Raw genomic sequence first — 7,175 nt, 5'->3', positions numbered from 1 at the left:
AACAACTTCATCCAGTGCGGAGTCAGCCAGCGAACAACGTTTTTCCTAGTACACTCAGCAGCTTACAACTACTTTTTCCCTGTGCATTCAGGCCCGGGCAACTTTTTCCCCAGACGCGCTTTTTCAGCCCGTTTCGCCATTTTCCCCAACGCTGTTAAAGAGCAACCAACCGCAACATCATAACAGCGCTTTTCGTCTCTGCCATTACCGCTGTCGGGGTTTTGTGACGGTGGCCGGGCAGTGGGCAGCGTCTTTTGGCTGCCCGCTGCCTGGACGCCTGCCGGGTGTGGGCTGGCGAGGCCCGCTAGCGACGGAACGGCGCTCTGGAACGCAGGAGGTTGAGGGAACGCTGGGTGTGCATGCCAACACCGAACCGGGGTGGGAGGCGTTGGCTGGCGAGACGGTAAGGAGTGACACGCTGCTTCACCGCGTGGCACGACCCGGCGTAGACAGACCACGCCTGGCCGGGCATCAACGCTTTTAGCGGAGGCCCTGTGGGCCGAACTCCTTTGTGCCGTTGGCCGAGCGTTTGCACCCAACCCGACGCCGCCAGGGATGGCGGCCCCACCCTACAGCCCGACACGGTGGCGCACGACATAATGCAGATTATCCGCATACGGACCGCTTATCGTAGCTCAGGTGGCCTTGGTAGCTCGCCGGGGCGGGGGCGGATAATCTCCCGCATTATGTTTAATGGACGTTCGGCCAGCAACTGACCTCCAGAGAACGCCGATGCCCAGCGCTGGACGGGCGACCATTTACCCCGCGCACTCCGCACCTGATGAAGGCAGATCGCGGCAAGGACGCCGCGCTCTGCCGCCCACCGAACGTCCCGTACTCACAGGGATTGAGCTAGCTTTGCTGGCTGTCCGGCGGCTCCCCACTGTCCGACTGCTCCGCTGGGTGGGTCGAGGCATGCACCGCCTGTAACGCCCGGATCGACACCTGTGTGTAGATCTGCGTACTCTCCACGCTGCGGTGGCCCAACATCGCCTGGATCCAGCGCAGGTCCGCGCCGTTCTCCAGCATCTGCGTCGCCATCGCATGCCGGAACAGGTGGCAACTGCCCTTCATGATCCCCGCCGCCCTCAGGTAGGGCACAACAGCCATCGTCACACCGCTGGCCGTCAGCCCGGCAACGCCATCCATCGCCAGGAACAACGCTCTGCACCCGGGGTTACTCAACATCTCCGGGCGAGTATGCTGCATATAGTGTTGCACCCACCACAGTGCACGTTCTCCCACCGGGATCACCCGATCCTGCTTCCCCTTGCCCTGCACGATGGTGAGGATGTGCCGCGAACCGTCCACGCTGTAAAGGTCCAGCGCTGGCACCTCACCCCGCCGGATCCCCGTTGACCACAGCAGTTCCATCAGCGTCCGGTCACGGATCCCTTGTGCCGTCGTCAGATCGCAGTGGTTCAGCACGTCTTCCACCTGTTCCACACTCAGGATGGTGCGCGGCAGGCGTTTCTCCAGTCTCGGCAGTTCGAGGTCTGCCGCCGGGTTCGCCAGTATCAGGCGCTGTTTGGCCATCCAGCGGAACCATACCTGAAGCGGCTGTAACGCACTCCGTTGCGTCCGGCTCCCCAACGACTCGCCGTTGGCTTTGCGGTAGCTGAACAGATGATGTTGGTAACGTTCCAGGATCGGCAGGCTGATCTCTTGCGGGTAGTACAGCCCGCGCTCGGCGGCCCACAGGATGAACCGGTATTGATGGTGAGTCTGGGTTTTGAGGGTGGTTGCCGACCAGTTACGCTCTCGCCGCCACACCACGAACCGCAGCAGCAAGGCATACAGGCTTTTAGGGTCATGCGCCGGGCCAACCGGCTGGCGGTACACTTCATCGACGGTCAGCAGCGCATCGGCGCGGGGTTTGCGATAGGCCATCCGCTACACCTCCGGCAACGGGGGCGAAGGCAGTGAGGTCGCTTTCTTTTTTCCCTTTATTACTGCATTTTCGCCAACACCGACCGATTGAGCCGCCGGGCCTTGGGCTGCCTGCGCTGAGGCCACTTTTCGGCGACCCGACCGACCACCGACCACACCCCGACCGGGGGCCGACCGATGGCCCACCCCGTCCGACCGGTCAGCCTCAGACCCCGACCGGAGCACATTGCCCTCGCTGTTCGTTGCCGCCGTTTCTGCCTCGGCCACGTCCAACAAGCCACACAGATGCGTCCCGCCGTTATCCTCGCCGTCCCACAGCAACCCATATTCATACGTCAGTCCGCGCCGGTGCAGCACCAGATATTCCATTTCCAGCAGCCGGGCCAGGTGGACCTTGAGCTGGGTATCGCCCCACTGGAGCGCCGCCCGGATATCCCGCCGCGTGAACCGTACTTCTTCCACCTTCAACACCTGTTGTCGAGCCGCTTCACCAACCCAGCCCTTCAGCAACACCAACAGCTTGCGCGTCTGCGGCGGCATCTCGTCCAGCGTCCGCCCCAGCACCTCATGGGCCAGCCGGTTCGCCAACGCGATATCCTCCCGCGTCACCTCGATATACTCGATAACGCTGCCCCGGTGCTCGGCCCGTTTCACGTCTCGCTGGTACTGGTGCAGCAACGCTATCGACTGTATCAGGGTGAGGTATTTCATATGGTCGCGCCGGGTACGGGTCTTGTCGCTCAGGAACGTGAGCCGATGCGCGAACGGGTTCACCACCTTCAGCGGTCGGAGCAGCCGTTGTGCATTCTGGTGCAACGCCGTCAGATAGCCCTTTTCGCTCACCGCCAACAGCCCTTCCAACGTCTGGCCGTGGCGCTGCATCGCATGTATCGCCTGCGTCTGTTCCCGGCTCTCGTTCACCGTCAGCACCAGACAGCGGTTCAACAGCTCCTCGTCCACATCGATCGCTGTGGTGGTCAGCATCAGCATCACCGGCCCCTGCACCTTGTACTCCCGCGTCATCAGTTCGCCGCTCTGCTCGTCCTTGCCGGTCGAGGCGATCTTCAACTCTCCGTCCGACTGCAACAGCTTCAGCGCATAGGCCGCCTGCCGTACCCCTTCCTCTTCCGCTATCGCCAGGATCTTGTGTTGCAGGCTGGTTTCGCCCAGATAGTAGAGGCTCTGCCCGGTCATGGCGCTGTACTGGATGCGTTCTTCTTCCGGCATCATCCCCAGCACCGCGTCCATCAGCGACGACTTGCCCGCCGCCGAGCTGCTCTGGATCAGCACCGCCAGCGGCTTGTCCAGTTTGCGCGATGTAGCCGCCAGATAGCCGGTCAACAGATTGGTGGACTCGCCCACCACCCCGCAGGCCGCCAGATCACTCACGATCTGCCCGGCCAGATCCGGGGATTTCAGTAGCGCCAACGCGGCGCTTTCATCCTCGGTACTCAACGCCACGGCAGCAGGCGCGGCCTGCTCCACAGCCAGGCGGGCTTCATCCTGCTTCTGCTCCAGCATCAGTAACACTCGGCCACATTCACGCTTGATCACGCTCAGCTCACAGCCCAGCTCGACCACCGCCGTACTGATATAACTCTGCCGCTGCCTGGCGTGGTACATGTCGAGCTGGTCAACGTGGAACGCCCCGCTTGCCTCGTCCCGTACCTGCACGTTGACCTTCATCACCTCCGGCAGGGTGTTTTTCTGCCAGCCCCGCACCCGCCAGACACGCGGGCCACAGCGTAACAACAGCTCACCCGTGGCGGTCTGCTCGCACGGCACGACGTCAACGCCCGGCGCAGGGGCGACTAACGAAGAGATGGATGCACCTCCCTGGCCCTCCGCGTCGTCATCGTTACTGCGTAACGGCGTCTCATGGGAGAACACCGTACCCGGCCCGGTGCCGTGACCCATCCAGGCCGCCTGTTGCAACGCCAGTCCCAGCGCCGCCTCCGGGTTACCGCTTTTCAGCGCGAACGCGTTCGCATCCAGCCCTTGCGGGAACCGCACCCGCCACGCTTCGATCCCCAGCTCCAGCAGATCACTGGCTACCGTTTCCGCCCCGCGATCCCCGGCCTCGTCCCGATCGAAGGCGATCAACACCCGCTTCACACCGTGATACTGCAACACCGCCAGATGATCCGCCGTGAAGCCGTTGCAACCGTAGGCGGCGATCACGTTACGGAACCCGGCGCACCAGAAGGTCATGGCATCGATCAGCGCCTCACACAGGATCACCTCTGGGGACGCTTTCAACGCTTCTTCGTTCCACACGCCAACCAGCGGCGACGGCAGATACAGGTGTTTGGGATTACCCTTGATGATTTTGTAGTCCGGCTGCGTTCTGCGCCCGTAGAGCTGCAACACCCGGCCACGCTGCGCCACGTTGGCCGACTCCGCCCAGCCGATCACCGGCATCACCACACAGCCCCGGAAGTGATCCTGACGAGTTTGTGAACGCAACACCCCCGCCTCAACCAGGCGTTCCCGCAGTCGTTTGCCCTCCTTTGATTGAGTCGACGGCAACACCCCGGCCTCACCGCCGATACCATGTGTCCCGGCATAGCCCAGCCGGAAGTGGCTCACCAGTTCAGGATGATTGAGGCCACGATTGACCAGCCACGCCAGCGCCTCCGGGGAGGCCAGCAACTGCTGATGGTAGAAGTCGATCACCTGGTTGAGCAGCGCCTGGCCATCATCATCCAGATCGGCGAGTTTGGGGCGTACCGCAGCCGTTGGAGCAGCGGTTTCAGCCGCAGCAACAGAGGAGGCTCCCGGTTCGTTACGCAGTAACGCGACGGCCTTGGGCAGTGAGACCGAGTGGGTTTTCATCACCCAGTCAACCACCGACCCCGCCGCCCCACAGCCGAAGCAGTGATACAGGTTCTTGTCCGGGGAGATGACCAGCGAGGGCGTCTTTTCCTGATGGAACGGGCACAACAGCACATAGTCCTTGCCCTGCTTGTGCAGCTTGTGCCCCTGCGACCGTACCAACGTCACCAGCGACACTGACCGTTTCAGTTCATCCAGTTCGTGCTGTGGGATACGCGCCATCGCTCAACTCCTGTAAAACCTGTCAATAGGGTTTGGATAAAAATAACTCGACCACAACATACCACAGCTGGTAGTATACACAACAGTAAGTTGTAAAACAGGAGGTAGATTATGGTCATCAAGTCACGCACAACCACGGTAAAAACGACGATGGCCGCTCCTGTCACCAATGAAGAACAGATATTTATGGCTACGCTGGGCAAGCGTATGTCCGCGCTGCGCAAGGCTGCCAGCCTGACTCAGGCACAGATGGCGAAGGAACTGAACGTGTCACAACAGGCCGTGCAGTCCTGGGAGGCTGGCAGGCGGCGGATACAGATATCCATACTGCCTGCTGTAGCGAAGCTGCTTTCAGTTTCTCTGGAAGGATTACTCGGAGAAGAGACGGAACACACCCCGCGCAAGCGCGGCCCCGCATCCCGACTGGAACAGCAGATTGAGGTCATCAGCCAGCTCCCGAAGGCCCGGCAGAAGATGGTGGCAGAGATGCTGGATGCGGTGATTGCCCAGGCACAGCAGCAGGAGACTGACAGCTAACGAGACGAGTTTTAGAGCGCGGGCTGAAGGTGGTGGAACACCGACAACCCGCTAACCACAGCAACTAACAGGAGTAGTTACCATGGCTAAGCAACATCATAAGTCAGAACCCGCCACACCCCAAGCCCGCAAGAGCATTGTCGGCTACCGCCCTAACGGCGGCAGGCCCAACCCGCTGCCCCAGCTCACCCTCAAGGGAAGATGGCTGGAGCCGCTCGGATTCACCACCGGCCAGCAGATCGAGGTGATCACCGAGCCGGGGCAGTTGATTATCCGGTTGGCGACAGAAGGGTAATTATCTAGTCTATAAAGTAAAATCCCGGCACTGAGGCCGGGATTTTATTCTTAGTTCAGAAGATCCGTTGATACGTTGCCAGTCTCATAAAACTCCTTAACCACCTCGATAACCAAATCGAACTCTTTAACTATTGATGCTTCTGAATACGGCTCGCCAAGTATTGATATGAAATTTTTGGACTCAGACTTGTTATAAAAAGTCCTAATATCTAAATCACCATCATCCATCATTGTCTCAAGCAACACCATGTAAAGCCCACTATCAGAATACAATGTTAACTTATAAGGAATTTGATTATCCTCTTGATCATTATCAAGAACTAATATTCCGTTATGAGTTTTTAATATACTCAAGTAATTCATTACCTGAACTATTGATGGTTGCGTTATCAGAGGCAGTTGCACGCGTCTATCATAGTCAAAGTAATATCCACCCAGCTCAAAGCTTATCATTATTTTTTAATTTCCTTGATTGATTTCATACCAGGTTCCCATATGTAACTCTTTGGTAACCCTGTCTTATTATCAATGGCATTTACCGTGACCGATTTTGCTCCAGAAGCTTGAGCTGCTGCGGCTATATCACCTTTGCAATAACTACAAACATCTTTGCCCACCACATTGATCGTTAGGTTAGCATTTTGGGTTTTTCCTGCATTATAAGCTTGCTGTATAACACCTATCTCAGCATGAGCATTAGCCATGTTGCTGTTTGGCAGAGGTAAATTCCCTGTTTTTCCCTTATCTATCAGATTCTGTTCTTTGTTTGCGACTCTATCAGCTATTAATGTAGCTTCATTTTTGTTCGCTTGATCTACCGGCCTTGCTGTTTGATTTGTATCTTTAAATTTTTGACCATTAATTTCCAACTCCGCAGTTACTGTTGGTTTTGCCGTTGAGTTTCCAGGTTTCGTACCCGACGCTACATCCTTCCCAAACTGTTTCGTCAGTGCTCCAGATGCGACTACAGCACTCAGACCACCCGCGATGTACATTGAACCAACGTAGGCTCCTGCTCTCGCTCTGGCTTCTTCCTCTGTGTACCCAAACGACATGAACGCCTGCGTATACCCTTCCAGAATGTTAAATACTTCCTTCGCATTCGGGTCTGTTGAGTTCAACAGATTCTGTATCTGCTGATACCCCGCCTGAGCCTCTTTCGGATTCTGGTAGGTCTGATTGAAGTAGGTATCTTGCGCGGCCTTCGCTTTCGCTCTTTCTGCCTCACAGTCACCACCTTTGCCACTGCAGGCCGCGTAAGCAGCCAGATCACTTTCCAGATCCTTGCGATTTAACGCCTCTTTATCTTTCTGCTCTTCTGGCGTCAGGTTCTGTTTGTTGTTGAGATATGTCTGGCGGCTCTTCTCCGTGCTGCTCAGATAGTTATTCTCCAC

8 protein-coding genes are annotated in these 7,175 nt (G+C 57.9%); 4 read left to right on the top strand and 4 right to left on the bottom strand.

From position 1 onward, the window contains the following. Together ACKWMY_RS27550 and ACKWMY_RS27545 are read left to right on the top strand one after the other, a co-directional pair. A partial coding sequence (locus ACKWMY_RS27550; protein WP_409487457.1) for a hypothetical protein occupies nucleotides 1-183 on the top strand: 183 nt, incomplete at its 5' end. Nucleotides 184-223: 40 nt separating this feature from the next. Continuing rightward, nucleotides 224-484: a hypothetical protein gene (locus ACKWMY_RS27545; protein WP_409487456.1), complete on the top strand. Its 261-nt coding sequence runs from the start codon at nucleotides 224-226 to the stop codon at nucleotides 482-484. A gap of 368 nt (nucleotides 485-852) precedes the next feature. Here the strand turns inward: ACKWMY_RS27545 and xerC are convergent, their stop codons facing one another. Both xerC and ACKWMY_RS27535 read right to left on the bottom strand, forming a co-directional pair. After that, the gene (gene xerC / locus ACKWMY_RS27540; protein ID WP_409487455.1) at nucleotides 853-1,890 is read right to left on the bottom strand and encodes a site-specific tyrosine recombinase XerC; all 1,038 of its coding nucleotides are present in this window, start codon (nucleotides 1,888-1,890) and stop codon (nucleotides 853-855) included. A gap of 3 nt (nucleotides 1,891-1,893) precedes the next feature. Beyond that, nucleotides 1,894-4,947: a CHC2 zinc finger domain-containing protein gene (locus ACKWMY_RS27535; RefSeq protein ID WP_409487454.1), complete on the bottom strand. Its 3,054-nt coding sequence runs from the start codon at nucleotides 4,945-4,947 to the stop codon at nucleotides 1,894-1,896. A gap of 111 nt (nucleotides 4,948-5,058) precedes the next feature. Here ACKWMY_RS27535 and ACKWMY_RS27530 point away from each other — a divergent pair, with 111 nt between their 5' ends. Continuing rightward, the gene (locus ACKWMY_RS27530; protein ID WP_235784822.1) at nucleotides 5,059-5,484 is read left to right on the top strand and encodes a helix-turn-helix domain-containing protein; all 426 of its coding nucleotides are present in this window, start codon (nucleotides 5,059-5,061) and stop codon (nucleotides 5,482-5,484) included. An 82-nt stretch (nucleotides 5,485-5,566) separates the two neighbouring features. Then, nucleotides 5,567-5,779: a SymE family type I addiction module toxin gene (locus ACKWMY_RS27525; RefSeq protein ID WP_368438808.1), complete on the top strand. Its 213-nt coding sequence runs from the start codon at nucleotides 5,567-5,569 to the stop codon at nucleotides 5,777-5,779. 50 nt (nucleotides 5,780-5,829) lie between these two features. Here ACKWMY_RS27525 and ACKWMY_RS27520 read toward each other — a convergent pair whose 3' ends face one another. Next, nucleotides 5,830-6,234, bottom strand: a complete 405-nt coding sequence (locus ACKWMY_RS27520; protein ID WP_368438807.1) for a DUF6911 family protein — start codon at nucleotides 6,232-6,234, stop codon at nucleotides 5,830-5,832. Then, nucleotides 6,234-7,175 (bottom strand): hypothetical protein (locus ACKWMY_RS27515; RefSeq protein WP_409487453.1); only part of this gene is annotated, 942 nt, incomplete at its 5' end. The genes ACKWMY_RS27520 and ACKWMY_RS27515, both read right to left, overlap by 1 nt.

The organism is Serratia sp. J2 (genome assembly GCF_046269175.1).
Taxonomy (GTDB): Bacteria; Pseudomonadota; Gammaproteobacteria; order Enterobacterales; family Enterobacteriaceae; genus Chania; species Chania fonticola_C.
The sequence above is the reverse complement of the archived record's forward strand: the minus strand, read 5'-3'. Positions and strand labels throughout refer to the sequence as shown.